The following is a 16,367-nucleotide window of genomic DNA, read 5'->3' as shown; positions in this document are numbered from 1 at the left end:
TATGAGTAAACCCTTCAAGCGTTATCTCGTCACCTCGGCACTGCCCTACGCCAACGGCCCGGTACACATCGGCCACCTGGCGGGCGTCTATATCCCGTCGGACATCTACACGCGCTACCTGCGCCTGAAAGGATACGACGTGATCTCGGTCTGCGGCAGCGACGAGCACGGCGTGCCCATCACCATCAAGGCCCGCAAAGAGGGCGTCACGCCCCAGCAGATCGTCGATCGCTATCACCAGTTGATTAAATCGTCGTTCGAAGGGCTCGGCATGTCGTTCGACATCTACTCGCGCACCTCGTCGAAGACCCACGCCGCGACAGCGTCGGAGTTCTTCCGCAAGCTCTACGACGAAGGCAAATTCATCGAGCGGACCTCGGAGCAATACTACGACGAGGAAACCCAGACGTTCCTCGCCGACCGCTATATCGTGGGCACCTGCCCCCGCTGCGGCAACGACCGCGCCTACGGCGACCAATGCGAAAAATGCGGATCGACCCTTTCGCCGGACGAACTGATCAACCCGCACAGCGCCGTATCGGGTTCCGTACCCGTGAAACGCGCCACCAAGCACTGGTATCTGCCGTTGGACCAATACGAGGGTTTCCTGCGCGAATGGATCCTCGAAGGGCACAAAGAGTGGAAAACCAACGTCTATGGGCAATGCAAGAGCTGGCTCGACGGCGGTCTGCAACCGCGTGCGGTGAGCCGTGACCTGGACTGGGGCATTCCCGTACCGGTCGAAGGGGCCGAAGGCAAGGTGCTCTACGTCTGGTTCGACGCGCCGATCGGCTACATCTCGGCGACCAAGGACCTGACGCCCGACTGGGAGAAATACTGGAAGGACGAAGAGACCAAAATGGTGCACTTCATCGGCAAGGACAACATCGTCTTCCACTGCATCGTCTTCCCGGCCATGCTCAAGGCGCACGGCGGCTACATCCTGCCTGAAAACGTCCCTGCCAACGAATTTCTGAACCTCGAGGGCGAAAAGATCTCGACCTCGCGCAACTGGGCCGTCTGGCTGCACGAATACCTGGCCGACTTCCCCGGCAAGGAGGACGTGCTGCGCTACGTGCTCTGCGCGAACGCCCCCGAAACCAAGGACAACGACTTCACCTGGAAGGACTTCCAAGCCCGTAACAACAACGAGCTGGTAGCCGTGCTGGGCAACTTCGTAAACCGGGCTTTAGTCCTGACACACAAATACTTCGACGGTGCAGTGCCCGCCTGCGGCGCACTGACGGACTACGACCGCGAAACGCTTCGGGAACTCTCCGGCGCGAAGGAAGCCCTCGAAAACAACATCGAAAACTACCGGTTCCGCGAAGCCTTGAAGGAGGCGATGAACATCGCACGTCTGGGCAATAAATACCTGGCCGACACCGAACCGTGGAAACTCATCAAAACCGATCCCGAACGGGTCAAGACGATCCTGAACATCGCTTTGCAGATCACCGCAAACCTCTCGATCGCCATCGAACCGTTCATGCCCTTCTCGGCGAAGAAGATCGTCGGGATGTTGCAGGCAGGACCCTTCGGCTGGGAGAAACTGGGCAGCACCGACCTGCTCGCTGCCGGACATCGGATCGGCGAAGCCGTGCTTCTCTTCGAAAAGATCGAGGACGACGTAATCCAACGCCAGCTCGACAAGTTGGCGGCGACCAAAGCGGCGAATGCTTCGGCCGAAGCAGCACAACACGTTGAAGATCAAAAGGAAACGACGACTTTCGACGATTTTCAAAAGATGGATATCCGTGTTTCGACGATCCTCGCCGCTGAAAAAGTCGCCAAGACGAAAAAGCTGTTGAAACTGACCGTCGATACGGGCATCGACAAGCGCGAAATCGTTTCGGGCATTGCCGAATACTACACACCCGAAGAACTCGTCGGGAAACAGGTACTCGTACTGGTGAATCTGGAACCGCGCGAACTGAAGGGCATCCTCTCCCGTGGCATGATTCTGATGGCCCAGGACGCTTCGGGCAAATTAAGGCTGTTACAACCTGACGATCAGACAAATCCGGGTGCGACAGTCGGATAATAAAGATATTTCTTGAACAAAAGATACAACCTTTAATATTAAAAAACAATGGAGAACATCGATTGGGGCTCTCTCGGCTTCAACTACATGAAGACCGATTTCAATGCCCGCTATACTTGCACGGACGGCAAGTGGAGCGAAATGGAAATTACAAGCGACGAGTACATCAACATGCACATGTCGGCATCCTGCCTTCACTACGGCACGGCTCTTTTCGAGGGCTTGAAAGCCTTCCGGGGCGCTGACGGCAAAGTACGTCTGTTCCGCGTCGAAGAGAATGCAAAACGCTTGCAGTCGTCGGCAAAACGCCTCTGCCTGCCCGTACCGACGATCGATATGATCGTCAAAGCCTGCGTAGAAGTGGTTAAGCGCAACGAGCGTTTCATCCCGCCCTACGGCACCGGCGCATCGTTCTACCTGCGTCCCGTTATGTTCGGAACGACGGCAGGACTGGGTGTAAAACCCTCCAAGGATGCTTTGCTGGTGGTTTACGGCTCGCCCGTAGGCGCTTACTTCAAAGGCGGCATCAAGCCGATGAAGGTCGCAATCGACCGCGAACAGGACCGTGCTGCTCCACGTGGAACAGGCGACGTGAAGGTGGGCGGTAACTATGCAGCCAGCCTTATGTCGGGCGAGCACGGACACGAGCTCGGCTATGCGAGCATCATGTACCTCGACGCAACCGAACACAAATACATCGAAGAGTGCGGTGCAGCCAACTTCTTCGGCATCAAGAACAACACGTATATCACGCCGAAGTCGAACTCCGTACTTCCGTCGATCACTAACAAGAGCCTCCGTCAATTGGCTCAAGACCTGGGTCTGAAGGTCGAGGAGCGTCATATTCCGGTGGACGAACTCCCGACTTTCGAGGAGTGCGGCGCTTGCGGTACGGCAGCTGTCATCTCGCCGATCGGCAGCATTTACGACATGGACACGAAGCAAACCTACACCTACGGCGACGAAGTAGGCAAGGTTTCTCTGCAACTCTATACGCTTTTGCAGGACATCCAGTACGGCCGCACCGAAGACAAACACAACTGGTGCACGATCGTCATGTAATCGACGCCTGCAAAACTCAAGAAAAAAGGATGTTCCACGTGGAACATCCTTTTTTCTTACTGCATATTTTCTTTGCCACCACTTACAAACAGCCGTAAAAAAATCGGGAATAGCCGCAGCTACTCCCGATATAAAAGATAGAAAAATACAATCGCACAATTTATCGACCGATCTTAATCCGCATTGATAAACGACAAATACATCCAAAAACGATTGTCAAATTTGGGAACATAGCGGTTAAACTGCATTACCCGATACTTTACCGACCGAATTTCACCAGCAACACATTCACATCCGCCGGAGAAACTCCGGGAATACGGGAAGCCTGCCCTATCGTCGCAGGTCGGATTCGGGTGAGTTTCTGCCGGGCTTCGATCGTCAGGGCATTCATCGAATGGAAATCGAAATCGGCCGGGATACGGATATTCTCCAGGCGATGCAATTTGTCGGCAATGAATTTCTCCCGTTCGATATACCCCTTGTACTTGATTTGGATCTCGGCTTCCTCGACGACCTCGGCATCCATCTCCTGCTCGCGCAGAAAATCGCCGAGCTTCGGTAAAACACCCGAGAGCAGATCGAAGGTCACATTGTTACGCATCAACAAGTCGTGCAGTTTCCGACCTTGCGAAATCGCGTCGCAACCGAGCGATTTCAAACAGTCGTTAATTTCGTCCGGTTTGACACTCAGTCCGCGAGCGAATGCTACGAGCGATTCTACGAGTCGATTTTTTTTGCAGAAACTATCGTACCTTTTTTGCGAAATCAGCCCGATTTTATATCCGATCGGAGTCAATCGAATGTCGGCATTATCCTGCCGCAAGAGAATCCGATACTCGGCACGCGAAGTGAACATACGATAAGGCTCATCCACCCCTTTGGTCACCAGGTCGTCGATCAATACCCCGATGTAGGCTTCGTCGCGTGCCAATACCAGCGGTTCCTCCCCCATCCTGCGGCGATGCGCATTGATACCGGCCATCACCCCCTGCGCCCCGGCCTCTTCATAGCCGGTCGTCCCGTTGATCTGGCCGGCGAAATAGAGTCCGTCCACCAGCTTGGTTTCGAGCGAATGGTGCAGTTGCGTCGGCAGGAAATAGTCGTACTCGATCGCATAACCCGGACGGAAAATATGCAGATCTTCGAACCCCTCGATGGCGTGCAATGCCTCCCACTGAATGTCCCAGGGCAACGACGAGGAGAACCCGTTCAGATAATATTCGTTGGTCGAACGACCCTCCGGCTCGAGAAAAAGCTGGTGCTGGTCCTTATCGGCGAATGTGTTGAGCTTGTCCTCGATACTCGGGCAATAACGGGGACCGATCCCCCGGATCGTACCGTTGAAAAGCGGCGAATCGCCGAAACCCTTCCGCAGAATGTCATGCACCTTCTTCGAAGTATAGACCAAAAAGCACGGAAGCTGATTCTGCACCGGATGCGTATCGGCGGAAAAGGAAAATTTCGAGGGATTTTCATCCCCGTATTGCGGTTCCAGAATTTCGAAATTGATCGTCCGCGCATCGAGTCGTGCAGGGGTCCCGGTCTTCATCCGGCCGGCTTCGAAACCCATCGCCACGAGCGATTCGGTCACTCCGTGCGAAGCCGAATCCCCCGCACGGCCGCCCTCGGCGTGTGAACGACCGCAATACATCACCCCCGCCAGAAACGTCCCGGCAGTCAGGATCACACAGTCGGCCGAGAACTCCACCCCCATCTGTGTCCGAATCCCGCGCACTTGCGGCCGACCCTCCTCCGCAGGCCGCTGCCCGAAGAGCAGTTCGACCGCAGTGTCCTGCCAAAGATAGAGGTTGGGGGTATTCTCCAGCGTACGCCGCCATTCGGCCGAGAAACGCGACTTATCGCACTGGGCCCGGGGACTCCACATCGCCGCCCCTTTCGAGCGGTTGAGCATGCGGAACTGGACAGCCGTAAGGTCGGTAATCCGCCCCATCTGCCCCCCTAAAGCATCTATCTCTCTGACTATCTGCCCTTTAGCAACACCGCCTACGGCCGGATTACAAGACATATCGGCCAACTTGGTCATGTCCATCGTCACGAGCAGCGTGCGGGAGCCGAGCCGCGCTGCCGCCGAAGCCGCCTCGCAGCCGGCATGACCGCCGCCGACCACGATGATATCGTAATGTAAAACCATATCTCCTTTTCCATGAATTGCGGAAAACACCGCCGCCCGTCAATCCGACGACCGACCGCCGCACGGCAAAGATACGAACAAAGTCGCTTATCCGAAAAAACCGAAACCGCACGCAACGGCAACTTTCGCCCAGCTATCCGCCGTCCGACGGCGAAAGTCGGATCGAAAACGGCAACCTCGCGGCAAAACGTCGCCGCAGCGCCGAAAAGATCGGCAAGCACGGGCTGTCCCGCCAAAAACGGATTCTCCCCGCTTCCGGCACACTCCGGCGACCCGCACCGAACCTTGCCGGCATTTTCCCGCAAAAATAAACTTCTCTCCGGCAAAGAGCCGACAATCCATGCCGCCCATTCCGGAAAAATACAAACGATTAAAGGGTTGCGGACACAACCAACGGCCGGATCCGTCCCCGCACGGCGGAAACGCCTCCTCCGAAAGCCGAATCTTCGCAGTCCACCTTTCCCGGCTACCGATTCGCCGCGCAGCGGACCCGATCGACAGCCCCCACAACTGCTGCCGCAGCCACCGCAGCCGGCACTTCCCGCAAGCGAATTCGTCCGCTTCAGTCCCAACGAAGGAAAACGCGATCATAACGTCCTTTTTGGAGGCGCAGCGACCCGAATCTCCCTCCGAAGAAAGGATTTAAGAGAGAGTCGGCATTACAGACACGGACTCCGGCCGCGAACGAACGACCGTCGAATGACGGACATTGAAATATACGATTGCCGGGGAAAATCCATCTTTTTTCGGGAACCGGTTCCAAACAAAAGACGAATCCGCCCATAAACCGCCGTTTCAGCGTCTTTAACGGTCCATTCCGCCGTCGGGAACAGAACCGACCGTTATGGTATATTCGAACGATTTTAAGGAGCATTTCAGGCGTTAAAAATACATCCTTTCGTGAAAGAGTTCGCAACCCTGCGGCCGGATCCCTCTGCAAACCGTCTTTTCAGCACCTTGAACCGCCCATTCCGCCGTCGGGAAGAATCGACCCTTATGGTATATTCGAACGATTTTACGGGATATTTCAGGCATTAAAAATAACCCTACCGGGAAAGGGACCCGCAACTCCGCGACCGGATTCCCTCGCAAAGCCCTATTTCAGCCCTTTGGACAGCTCATCCCACTGTCGGAGGTAGTGATCCTCCTTACGGTGCATTTGAGCGTTCGCACGGGGTGTCTTATCCTTCTGTCCGCACAGATGGAGCAAACCGTGCACCACCACGCGGCGCATTTCGGTCAGCTTCGCGGCGCCGTATTCGCGTGCATTGTCCGCAACGGTTTCCACATCGATGAAAATATCGCCCGACACGATCCGGGCGCCCTTGCGGTCGCTGTAATCGAACGTGATGACGTCGGTATAGTAGTCGTGCCCGAGGAACTGCCGGTTCATATCCAGCAGGCGGGCCGCCGAGCAAAAAATATAGGTCACATCCCCCAGTTCATACCCCTCTTCCCGGGCTACGCGGTCCAGCCACGCGGCCGTGAGCCGTTTCTGCGGCAGGCGATAGGTACAGTCATCGGTATAATAGCGTACGGCCATAGACGGTTATTTTTTGAAGCAATCCGAAGCACGCATCTGTACTTTGGGCGACGGTCCGTAAATACCGAACACCATCTTGTACTCGGGCTGCATGGTCATCACATCGACCCCCGACCCGATCGTTCCGATCTGCTGGTTGCGGGCCACCTTGTCGTCCTTGCCCACCGTCACGGAATTGAGGTTGGCATACGAAGAGATGTATTCGCCGTGGGCTATATAGACGTCGTATTTATTGGTGATCCGGTTGCGCTTCACCTCGACGACCTTGCCTTCGTAGATCGAAATCACCTGCGCCCCCTTCGGCCCCGCGATCTCGGCCATATTGCCCTTGTAGCGCTTCACCCCGCCGCCGACCACCGGCAGCCGCAGATTCGAAGTCTTCGCCGTAAAGGTGTTGCCCTCCTTGTTGCCCCGGGTCAGCTTGCGCAACTCGTCGATCGCCACGTCGAGCCGCTGCTCGCGGGCGATTTTCTGTTGCAGGGCCGCTTTTTCCTTCTTGGAGAGCTGCTTGATGTTGGCACGCGCCGCCTGCGAATCTTTCTGCAGGCGGGTCCGCTGCGTGGTCAGGCTGCGCTTCACCGAATCCAGCGCCCGCTGCTGCCCGGTCAGCCGGGTCCGCTCGACGGACACCTGCTCCGAAAGCGTCACGATCTGCTCCATCTGCCGTTCCCGCATGGCCGCCACCTCCCGCAGGTTGGTGATGCGGCGGGCCACCTGATTGAAGTCGCTCGAAGAGAAGAGGTAGGTCAGATAATTGTTGTGTTTGTAGTTGCGGTATGCCTCGCGCACCATCTCGGCATAGCGCCGTTTATGGGCGTCGAGCGATGCCGACAGCCCCCGGGCCACGCTGTCCGTACGAGCTACCTCGACCTCGAGCTTGCGGGCATCCCGCTCCGTCACGTCGAGCAGCTGGTTGCGCGAATCGATCTGACGGGCCAAACGGCGCACCGTCTCCTCGGCCGAAGCACGTCCCTTCTTGAGCTTCGAAATCTCCTGCTCCTCCCGGGCGATCTGCTTTTCGAGGTCGGCGATCAACCGTTTCTGCGCCGCGATCTGCTGGTCGGTATTCTGGGCCGCAAGCGACCCCACACCGAGCAGAAGGAACAGAAACAAAACGACCTTCGGCAAACGGATGCACAGCGTGCGGACCGACTTCGCCCGCCGCAGGAAACGATACGAATGGTTCAAGGCTTGTCGCATAGTCAGGGCTTGGATTTGAGTTGCCGGATACGCTCTTCGATCGCCTGGGGATCATCATATCCCTTCTCCAGCGCCTTGCGCCAGTAGGTTTCGGCCATGAACTTCTCCCCGAGAGCCGCCAGGATGTCCCCGTAATGCAGGTAGAGTTCCGGATTCTCGCTGCGGTCGAAAGAGATCGCCTGCTGCATCGTTCGACGAGCCTCCTGCAGCCGTCCCAGACGGAACAGCACCCAGGCATAGGTATCCAGCAGCGTGGCGTTGTTGCCGTCCAGCTCCACCGCACGGGCTGCCATGGCAAAGGCCCGGTCGAGCCGGCGGGGATCCCGGGACGATTCACTGATAAAATAGGCGTAGTTATTGAGCACCATCGGGTTATCGTAGTAATAATGCAGCGAACGGTCGTAAGCCTCGAAACACCGGCGGCGGTATTTGTCCCGTTCCGAATCCTTCCGTCCGGCCTCTTCCAGCTGATGATAGGCGTCGCCGATATATCCCCACACGACTCCGCGCAGGGAGTCCGTATCGGCGTATTTGAGGGCTTTCTTATAGCTGCCGATCGATTGCGACAACTTTCCGGCATACCCCTGGGCGTGTCCCTTGCGGGCATACAGCTCGGTATTTCCGGGGAAAACCTCGAGCGCCCGGTCGATATACAGATAAACCGAATCGAGCCGCTTGCGGTAAGTTTCGATGTCGATCACCGCACGGTAATAGTCCAACTGGGGAGGCTGGTCAGCCAGATGCAGCTTGTAGAGGGTCAGCGCCTGCTCCAGCTCTCCGGCATTGATCAGATGCTGCGCATACAGTTCGACGACATCCTTATCGTCGGGATAGCGGATCGCAAGCGTCGAGATCAGGTCGTTGAGCTGAAAGAAGTTGTCCCGGTAAAAACGGACGTCGAGCGTCAGCTGCCGGAAAATGCGGACCTTTTCCGACAAGGGGAGTTCGTCAATTTCGAAAAGCCTTTTCGACACGGCCAGATAAGCATGCGAATCGTTGCGCTTGTTGTAGAATTCGGCGAGCGAAGCCAGCGCCGGGACATTCATGGAGTCGATCTCCAACGCCCGGTTATACTCGGCTATGGCCAACGAATCCTGTTTGGCAGCACCGTACAGGTCGGCCAGAATCACGTGGTTCTCCGCTTCGTAAGGAATCGCCTCGGCCATCTCCCTGGCTTCGGCCAGCGCACGGTCCAACTGCCCCGTGCGAATCAGCAACTGGCGTTTCATCGCCCCCAACAAAGGCATTTTACCGAAACGCATCTCGGCCGAATCGAGCATATCGATCGCCGAATAGGGCATCCCGGCCTGCTGGTACAGGATCGCCAGAATACGAATGTTGTCGGGATTGGTCGGGTCGAGCGCCGAAAGCCGCACGAACAGCGGACGCGCCTTGTCGAGTTCTCCCTCGGCAAGCAGCTTTTGCCCGTAAAGCTGCCCGTACCACTTGTTGAGCGAGTCCAGCCGGTAAGCACGCCGTGCCCACGCCGTACCCTGCGGATCGCCGTCGGGAGTCACCGAAGAGAGGCGGAACCAGGCCGGAGCATACGCGGAATCGAGCTCCAGGGCCTGCAGGAACAGTGCCCGAGCCGCCAGGGTGTCCTCTCCGATCAGGAGTTTTTTCACACCTTCGGTATAGTATTCGGTCGGTCGCAGCGAGTCGGGCCACGAGGCCTCCGCCGCAGGTGCGGGCAACGCCTCTCCCTGCGGGACGAACCCCGTGGAGAAAGCCGTGCAGAGCACCAGAATCGCAAGCATCCGCTTCATTGAAATCGTTGAGTTTGTATCTTCGTTCTTCGCCGGAAGAGTGCAATGGACAGACGCAACCCCTCCCTTCGTCTGTCGGGAAAACGTCGGACAACCGCTTTTCGTATTCCCGCGAACGATACGGCACTTCATCCCCGGAACATCCCGGCATCCGGCGGGCGATTGCCGCTCCCCGACCCGGGGAGCGTACCGCAGCGCCTAAAGCACCGTATCGAACTGATGCAGGAACCGCACGTCGTTCTCGAAATAGAGCCGCAGGTCCTTCACGCCGTATTTGAGCATGGCGATACGCTCGACCCCCATGCCGAACGCGAACCCGGAATATTTCTTCGAATCGATTCCATTGGCCTCAAGCACATTGGGATCGACCATGCCGCAGCCCATGATCTCCAGCCAACCCGTGCCCTTGCAGACGTTGCAGCCCTTGCCGCCGCAGAGGTTGCACGACACATCGACCTCGGCCGACGGTTCGGTGAAGGGAAAGTACGAAGGGCGCATGCGGATCGTGGCGTTCTCGCCGAAAACCTCCTTGGCGAAGTAGAGGATCGACTGTTTCAGATCGGCGAACGACACGCCCTCGTCGATATAGAGTCCCTCGATCTGGTGGAAGATGCAGTGTGCGCGGTAAGAAATCGCTTCGTTGCGGAAAACGCGGCCCGGGCAGATCACCCGGATCGGCGGCTTCTGCCGCTCCATCGTCCGCACCTGAATCGACGAGGTGTGGGTCCGCAGTAGCACGTCGGGGTTCTTGGCGATAAAGAACGTATCCTGCATGTCGCGGGCCGGATGCTCGGGCGGAAAGTTGAGCGCCGAGAAGACATGCCAGTCGTCCTCGATCTCGGGACCCTCGGCCACCGTATAGCCCAGCCGCGAGAATACCTCGACGATCTGGTTGGTCACCAGCGAAATGGGATGACGCGAACCCAGCTCCTCCGCAGAACCGGGACGGCTCATGTCGGGAATCCGCTGCGAGGAGTCCCCGGCGGCGTCCGCAAGTTGCCCCCGCAGGGCGTTGATCCGCTCCTGCGTCCGGTTCTTAAGGTTGTTGAGCTTCTGGCCGAACTCCCGTTTCAGCTCAGGCGCCACGCTCTTGAACTCCTCCATAAGGGCCGTCAGCTCGCCTTTTTTCCCCAGCATCCGGATTCGGAAATCCTCGATCTCGGCCGCAGCTTTGGGTTTGAATGCCTCCACCCGTTCGAGCAGCTCGTTGATTTTATCGTTCATAACCTAAAGTTTACGCTTTATTTTGTACTTTTACGCACGGTTTAATAGGCAAAGTTAATAAAAATATCAGGATATGAAGCGGAAAATCCTCTCTTTTCTCGCGGCGGGAATGCTTTTCACCCTTCCGGCAGCGGCCCAGAGCGTCGGGGTGGTCATGAGCGGCGGCGGAGCCAAAGGACTTTACCATATCGGCGTATTGCAGGCACTCGAAGAGAGCGGCATTCCGATCGACTACGTGTCGGGAACCTCGATGGGTTCGATCATCGCGGGCATGTACGCCGCAGGATATTCCCCCGAAGAGATGCGCCGGATCGTCGCTTCGGGTGTGGTCAAACAGTGGGTTTCGGGGCGCATCGACCCCAGCTACCTGCCCTACTACCGCCGCAATACCGGCACCCCGATCTTCCTCTCGATCCGCCTCAACATGAAGGACCACCCGGACGACCCCAACGCGAGCCGTTTCCGCCTGCCTTCGTACCTGATCTCCTCGAATCAGATCGACCTGGCCCTCGCCGACCTGTTCGGCCCGGCCACGACAGCTTCCCGGCGGGACTTCGACAGCCTGATGGTGCCGTTCCTCTGCGTGGCGAGCGATATGAACACCCGCCGTCCGGTGGTGCTGCGCAAGGGCGACATGGGCGAAGCGATCCGTTCGTCGATGTCCATTCCGCTGGCGTTCAAACCCATGAAAATCGACACGATGCTACTCTACGACGGCGGCATCTACGACAACTTCCCCTGGGAACCCCTCGACAAGGAGTTCCATCCCGATTTCCTGATCGGCAGCAAATGCACGTCGGGAAACAACGACATCACGGAGAACAGTTCGCTCGTCGATCAAGCCTTCTCGCTGGCCATGAACAAGACCAACTACGACATGCCCGAAGGACGCAGCCTGATGATCAACCGGGCCGTCAATGTCAGCATGCTCGATTTCAACAGCGCCGACTCGATCATCGAAGCGGGCTACCGCGACGCACTGGCCCGGATTCCGGCCCTGCGGGAGAAAATCCACCGCACCGTCACGCCCGAAGAGATCCGCACCAAGCGGGCGGCTTTCCGCGAAAAGTGTCCCCCGATCATCTTCGACGACTACGAGTTCGAAGGACTCACCCATGCACAAACGGCCTATGTACGCGACGTCATGCGGCTGGACGACACCTACGACGGACGGCAGCGGCAGATGAGTTTCCCCGAATTCCGCGACGACTTCTTCTCCGTCATAGGCAACGACGAATTTTCGGTCGAATACCCCGAATTCCGGTACGACCCGCTGCGGGAACGGTATTCGGTCAAGCTGAAGATGTCCGCACGCGAAAACCTCCGGTTCCTGATCGGCGGCAACATCTCCTCGACGGCTTTCAACCAGGCATTCATCGGTTTCGACTACCACACGATCCGCCGCGTGTCGCAATGGGCTTTCGCCGGTATTTACATCGGCCCTACCTATGCGACCGGTTCGCTGGGCGGGCGCACGGACTTCTACCTTTGGAAACCCTTCTCGCTCGACTATTCCTACAATTTCGAAGTCCTGAACCTGCGGCACGGCAACTTCGGCAACCTCACGCCGATCGATAACACCGAATCGGTCAAGAACAACCAGGGATTCCTCTCCATCGGACTCACCATGCCTCTGACACACAACAGCCTGGCATCGCTGCGGTTCAACGGAGGACAACAAGCCTACCGCTACGACGCCCCCTTTCCCGACACGGATCCCGACACCGACCTGACGCGCTTCTCCTTCTTCAGCACCAAACTGGATATCGCCCGCAACACGCTCGACAAGATTCTCTACCCGCGCCGGGGGTCCGAAATATCCCTCTCGGGCATCTACATCACGGGGCGCGAACGGTACAAACCCGCCGAATTCGGACGTAAGCGAAGTTTCAATGCCCACCGCGAATGGTTCGGCGCCAAATTCCAGTGGAACCGCTATTTCGACCTGCCCGGCTGCAAATGGTTCTCGTTCGGATTCAACATCGACGCCGTCTGGACCACGCACCCCCGGTTCCAGACCGAAACGGCTACATTGATGTCGCTGCCGGCCTATCAGCCCGTCGTACACTCCCAGATGGCTTTCATGCCCGACTACCGGGCGAAAAACTTCCTGGCCGGCGGTCTGATGCCCACTTTCGATCTGCTGCCCAATTTCTTCCTGCGCACGGGATTTTATGCCATGTACCGCGACAACCGGGGGCTGCCCGGCGAAAAGATGCAATACATCACCGAAGCCTCGTTCGTCTATCACACGCCCATCGGACCGGTCAGCCTGTCGCTCACCAAATACGACCTGAAGAGCTGGCACAATATGTACCTCACTTTCAACTTCGGCTACGCGATCTTCGCTCCCAGCGGGCATTTCTATTGATTATTTCCCAGTCGCCCTATTCCCGAAAGGCCGTACGCAAAGCATCCGGTAAAAACTCAAACGGGTCAAACCGGAAACAGAAAATCCGCCTTGCCGCATGATGCAAGTCGAATCATAAAATAAAGAGGGCTGCGCAATGCAGTCCTCTTTTTTATAATGCAGGCTAAATCAGTCGTAACCGATCGCCGCGAATTTTCAGTCCTATTTTCCCGACATCATTTTGGCACGTTCATAATCTTCGTTGGTCAGAATATACGTCCAACGCGCCCGGCGGGGCGTAAACTCTTCGTAAATCCACTGCCCCGGATCACAAATCTGCCGGGTCTTGAAACGCTGCGTAAAATCCGAATACTTCTCCTCTATTCCCGATGGAAATCTAACAGGCCCATATTTGTCATCGACATCGTAATAGACCTCCATCTCCGTAATAAGAGGAGAAAAGGTGGTGATAAGACCCGGTACATCCATAGACCAATTAGATGTTACGAATCTGTTTGTATATTTTTTTCCGGGATCTACAAGCCCATTCATATGGTCTATAAATTCATCGTTTTTTGTCGGGCAAAACGTAAGAGTGAAGTAAATTTTGTGGTCACTGGCATTGCACAAACAAAAATAGGTGTAAAAAGTATCTGGATCGGAATTTTCCTGAGAAATCTGCGTATCGAAATCGACATTCGCTTCAATATATTCAGCCGTCGGATCTCCCTCGAATTCCGGAGCGGGATAATAATTATCGTCCTTATCGCATCCGGTCGTTGCAACCAATGCGACAAACAACAAAAAATAATGAATTATTATTTTCATAGCAAAAATAATTTATAGTTTATAATCAGGCCATTGGTGACTATCTTCGACATTGTAAATATAACCAAAACATCCACGACATCCAAATAAATCGAACGCGAACCATCCGATACCGGGACAAACTTTTACACAACAACTTCCGGAGAAGATCCATATCCGGCGAAATAATCGTCGGATTTCCCCAACTGATACCGAAACCTGCCGCATCGTTCCCATCCCGACAATTCGAATTCCGTCCCGGTACAAAATGGCGGGGGCGCACCGCTGTCGGTACGCCCCCTGGCAAGCAACAATTGTTTAACTAATAATAACCCTCCAAATTACTACTTATTATTTGCCTGCTCCGGTTGTGTTTTCTGACTCTCTGCAGCGGCAGGAATCTCGGATTCCGGCGTTACGGCTTCGATCTCGACAGCCTCGACCTGCTCGGTCGCTACCGGTTCCGTCGCGGCCGTATCCTGGGCGGCCTTCTGGGTTTTCTGACCGCAGGAAGCCATGCTTCCGGCCATTACGATTACAGCTGCTGCAATGAATAACTTTTTCATTTTGCGATTGTTTTTTAACTAAAAAATAATTTTTTTCCTTCGGTTCCCCAACCTCTGTATTCATTACATCGTCAAGGTGTATGCCAATCCGCCGGCATAAATCATTATGCTGTTAATCAAAGATATAAGAAATTGATAATTTTATATGCGGCTGTGGAACGGTGTGGAAATTCCCAAAATGATGTGGAATATTTCCACACCCGACGACTATTCGATGCCGTACAGATGCAGTTTGTTGTAGAGCGTCTTGCGATCGATCCCCAGCAGCCGGGCCGCCTGGGATTTGTTGCCGCCGGCCGCCGCCAGCGCCCGCCGGATCCGCTCTTCCTCTCCCGCCGGATCGCGCAAAGCGATCGGCGCCGGAACAGCCTCCGACAATTCGGCGGGCAGCTCGGCCGGAGTGACGTACTCGCCCGTCGTCAGCAGAACCGCCCGGGTCACGGCGTTCTTCAGTTGCCGCAGATTTCCGGGCCAGTCGCAGGCCACGAGCAGTTTTTCAGCCTCCGGATCGAAACCCACCACGTGTTTGTCGAGCTCGCGGTTGGCCTGGTCCAGAAAAAAGTCGGCATAGAGCATAATATCCTCCCTGCGCTCCGCGAGATCGGGCATATGGAGCACGAATTCGTCGATGCGGTGGTAGAGGTCGGCACGAAACGATCCGCGCGCGATAGCCGCCTCCAGATCCTCGTTCGTGGCACAGATCAGACGCACGTCCACCGGAATTTCGCGCAACCCTCCGACGGGTTTTATTCTGCGCTCCTGAAGGGCTCGCAGCAACTGGATCTGAACTTCGTAGCTCAAGTTGCCCACCTCGTCCAGGAAAAGCGTACCGCCCTGCGCCGATTCGAAAGCGCCCTTCTTATCGGACAGCGCTCCCGTGAAGGAGCCTTTGATATGGCCGAAAAACTCCGAAGCGGCCAGTTCACGCGACAGAGCGCCGCAATCGACCGCCACGAAGGGTTTGCCCGCCCGTTTGCTGCGCAGATGGATCAACCGGGCCACGTGCTCCTTGCCCGTGCCGCTCGCCCCTTCGAGCAGCACCGACATATTGGTAGGAGCCACCAGACGGACGTATTCGTACAGTTTACGCGAAGCGTCGCTGTGCCCTTCGATGTAATTCAATTCGCCTTCGTCCAAGGCCCTGTCCCCCTTCCGGCGCGGTTTCGCGGGCGCCGGAGCCATCGCTGCGGATGCGGGCATAGCCGTTTCGGGGTGCGGGGCATCCAGCGCCTCGCGGATCTTGCGGAGCAGCTCGTCCGGCTGAACGGGTTTGGAAACATAGTCCCTCGCGCCGAGCTTCATACTCACCACGGCATTGCGGATTTCGGCATAACCGGTCATCACGATCACGGGTATCGTCACGCCCCGTTCGGCGATCCACTGCAACAGATCGGTCCCGTTCCCGTCGGGCAGACGCATGTCCGAAAGCACCAGATCGTAGCTCCCCTCTGCGAGAAGCCGGCGCCCGGCGGCGATGTCGGCAGCCGTATCGACTCCAAAGCCCTTCTTGCCGAGCCACGTGCGCAGCATCAGCGAAAAGGTTACGTCGTCATCTATGATCAATATCTTTTCCATACCGAAATTTCATTCAAAAAAACCGAAGCCGCCCGCAGAGGCTTCCCGCAACGCTCCTCTTCGGCGAGGCTCCTTCTC

At 56.5% G+C, this 16,367-nt stretch carries 11 protein-coding genes; 3 read left to right on the top strand and 8 right to left on the bottom strand.

Going from position 1 to position 16,367, the window contains the following annotated elements; genetic code table 11:
* Position 1: 1 nt before the first annotated feature.
* Both metG and ALIPUT_RS02915 read left to right on the top strand, forming a co-directional pair.
* Entirely contained in the window at positions 2-2,044 is a 2,043-nt protein-coding gene (metG, locus tag ALIPUT_RS02920) for a methionine--tRNA ligase (protein WP_004328175.1), read from the top strand.
* 48 nt (positions 2,045-2,092) lie between these two features.
* Positions 2,093-3,106, top strand: a complete 1,014-nt coding sequence (locus tag ALIPUT_RS02915) for a branched-chain amino acid aminotransferase (RefSeq protein WP_004328174.1) — start codon at positions 2,093-2,095, stop codon at positions 3,104-3,106.
* Between the two features lie 259 nt (positions 3,107-3,365).
* On the opposite strand, the gene mnmG is transcribed toward ALIPUT_RS02915, so the two are convergent.
* From mnmG to pheS, 5 genes are all read right to left on the bottom strand, one after another.
* Positions 3,366-5,258 (bottom strand): tRNA uridine-5-carboxymethylaminomethyl(34) synthesis enzyme MnmG, encoded by a 1,893-nt coding sequence (gene mnmG, locus ALIPUT_RS02910; protein ID WP_004328173.1) that lies wholly within the window; start codon positions 5,256-5,258, stop codon positions 3,366-3,368.
* Between the two features lie 1,096 nt (positions 5,259-6,354).
* Positions 6,355-6,801 (bottom strand): rRNA maturation RNase YbeY, encoded by a 447-nt coding sequence (gene ybeY / locus ALIPUT_RS02900; RefSeq protein WP_004328169.1) that lies wholly within the window; start codon positions 6,799-6,801, stop codon positions 6,355-6,357.
* 6 nt (positions 6,802-6,807) lie between these two features.
* Entirely contained in the window at positions 6,808-8,001 is a 1,194-nt protein-coding gene (locus ALIPUT_RS02895) for a murein hydrolase activator EnvC family protein (protein WP_004328168.1), read from the bottom strand.
* Positions 8,002-8,003: 2 nt separating this feature from the next.
* Positions 8,004-9,767, bottom strand: a complete 1,764-nt coding sequence (locus ALIPUT_RS02890) for a tetratricopeptide repeat protein (protein ID WP_004328167.1) — start codon at positions 9,765-9,767, stop codon at positions 8,004-8,006.
* Between the two features lie 198 nt (positions 9,768-9,965).
* The gene (gene pheS, locus ALIPUT_RS02885) at positions 9,966-10,991 is read right to left on the bottom strand and encodes a phenylalanine--tRNA ligase subunit alpha (protein WP_004328166.1); all 1,026 of its coding nucleotides are present in this window, start codon (positions 10,989-10,991) and stop codon (positions 9,966-9,968) included.
* Positions 10,992-11,064: 73 nt separating this feature from the next.
* Here pheS and ALIPUT_RS02880 point away from each other — a divergent pair, with 73 nt between their 5' ends.
* The gene (locus ALIPUT_RS02880; protein ID WP_004328165.1) at positions 11,065-13,362 is read left to right on the top strand and encodes a patatin-like phospholipase family protein; all 2,298 of its coding nucleotides are present in this window, start codon (positions 11,065-11,067) and stop codon (positions 13,360-13,362) included.
* 201 nt (positions 13,363-13,563) lie between these two features.
* Here the strand turns inward: ALIPUT_RS02880 and ALIPUT_RS02875 are convergent, their stop codons facing one another.
* The 3 genes from ALIPUT_RS02875 to ALIPUT_RS02865 form a co-directional block, all read right to left on the bottom strand.
* On the bottom strand, positions 13,564-14,169 hold the full coding sequence (locus ALIPUT_RS02875; protein WP_004328164.1) for a hypothetical protein: 606 nt from the start codon (positions 14,167-14,169) through the stop codon (positions 13,564-13,566).
* 323 nt (positions 14,170-14,492) lie between these two features.
* Positions 14,493-14,714 carry a hypothetical protein gene (locus ALIPUT_RS02870; RefSeq protein ID WP_004328163.1) on the bottom strand — a complete coding sequence of 74 codons (222 nt, stop codon included), beginning with the start codon at positions 14,712-14,714 and terminating at the stop codon, positions 14,493-14,495.
* A gap of 207 nt (positions 14,715-14,921) precedes the next feature.
* The gene (locus ALIPUT_RS02865) at positions 14,922-16,289 is read right to left on the bottom strand and encodes a sigma-54-dependent transcriptional regulator (RefSeq protein WP_004328162.1); all 1,368 of its coding nucleotides are present in this window, start codon (positions 16,287-16,289) and stop codon (positions 14,922-14,924) included.
* Positions 16,290-16,367 lie beyond the last annotated feature (78 nt).

Origin of the sequence: Alistipes putredinis DSM 17216 (genome assembly GCF_000154465.1) — a bacterium.
GTDB classification, from domain to species: domain Bacteria; phylum Bacteroidota; class Bacteroidia; order Bacteroidales; family Rikenellaceae; genus Alistipes; species Alistipes putredinis.
This window is presented reverse-complemented; position numbering and strand designations above follow the sequence as displayed.